Raw genomic sequence first — 1,226 nt, 5'->3', positions numbered from 1 at the left:
GGCTACTGAAATATTGATTGAATTATCTGATATAGCTGTCGATGCGGGTGCCTTAGCAGAAGATGAAATTACTGAGCAATTTGTTGATACTGCCGTAAGCCAAGCCTATAGCGCTTATATATCTACTAAAGAGGCGATGGGTGAGCTTGATGTTAATGAGCTAAAACAATCAGTTGACGATGCTAATAAGGAAGGTCAAGCGCTTGGAGTTGTACCTAAACAAGCAGAGCCTAAAGGTTTGATGCAGCGAGCCGCAGTAGGGGGTGTGTAATGTCATTACTTGCAGGATTAGGCCAAGGTTTGCAAGGGGCAGGCCAAGCCATAGGTCAGGGTTTATATGCCTATGCTATGGCAATGCGCGAGGATGAACGCGAACGGATGCGTCAAGCGAGTATTGAAAAGCGTTGGGCAGTAGAAGATGCCCGTATTGCTAAACAAGATGCCCGTTATGACAAGGCGCAAGAGAAGGACGATCAACGCTATAACGAGCGCAACGCCAAAGATGATGCCCGTTATAAAGATTCGGTGAAATTCCGCGAGCAAGATGCCAGCCGAGCCAATGCGCGTGAAGGTCGGTATGACGAAAAACAATCGGCAGCAATGCTGGGGCAGTCACTCGAGCGCTTAGACTCCATCAAGAATAGCAAAGCAAAAGAAATTGCCGATATGTTTACCGACCCAATGACAAAACAAGTCACTGACCCTGAGGCGTATCGCTCTGCTATGTCTGCACTGCAGCAAAGCTATATTGAAGATGCGGGTAAAATTGTGCAGCGATCAGGTTTAAGCGGCGACCAAATCAATAAGTATGGTTTTAGCATGTACTTGCCTGAACCTACCGCGCCAGAACCAACGGCAACAACTGACCAATCAGTAATAACACCCGCCGCAACAGCGCAAAGCTTTGATTTAGCAGGCTGGGCTAACAATACTCGTCAACCTCAACCAGCCCAATCAACAGCAATGCCTAAGCCTAATGAAACTAAGCGTGAAATGGCGGTTGATTATTTACTTAATGATCGTGGTGATACCACTCGTAAGCCCGGGCTTCTTTCTCCTGAAACCATAGCTCAACAGCAGGAACGCTTAAAGCAATTAAGAGAAAGTGGCGTGCAGTCAGCTTATGGCGCGGCAATGATGCCGCGTTAAGCCGCTACCCGTATTCAATTAACCCAGCCATCGCGCTGGGTTTTCTTTTTTTGGAGCTTCACAAATGTCACTACTCG

General features: G+C 47.3%; 2 protein-coding genes. Both read left to right on the top strand.

Annotated elements, in window-relative coordinates; genetic code table 11:
• A partial coding sequence (locus tag L5M28_RS23920; protein WP_263204540.1) for a hypothetical protein occupies window positions 1-271 on the top strand: 271 nt, incomplete at its 5' end.
• Window positions 271-1,149 carry a hypothetical protein gene (locus L5M28_RS23915; RefSeq protein WP_263204539.1) on the top strand — a complete coding sequence of 293 codons (879 nt, stop codon included), beginning with the start codon at window positions 271-273 and terminating at the stop codon, window positions 1,147-1,149. The genes L5M28_RS23920 and L5M28_RS23915, both read left to right, overlap by 1 nt.
• Window positions 1,150-1,226: the final 77 nt, after the last annotated feature.

Origin of the sequence: Shewanella sp. SW32 (assembly GCF_025653365.1) — a bacterium.
Taxonomy (GTDB): domain Bacteria; phylum Pseudomonadota; class Gammaproteobacteria; order Enterobacterales; family Shewanellaceae; genus Shewanella; species Shewanella oncorhynchi.
Note: the sequence above shows the minus strand (reverse complement) of the source record. Positions and strands in the feature narration are given on the sequence as shown.

Coding starts and splice junctions, on each gene's coding strand:
- L5M28_RS23915 (WP_263204539.1), top strand. CDS start 271: ATGTCATTACTTGCAGGATTAGGCCAAGGTTTGCAAGGGGCAGGCCAA.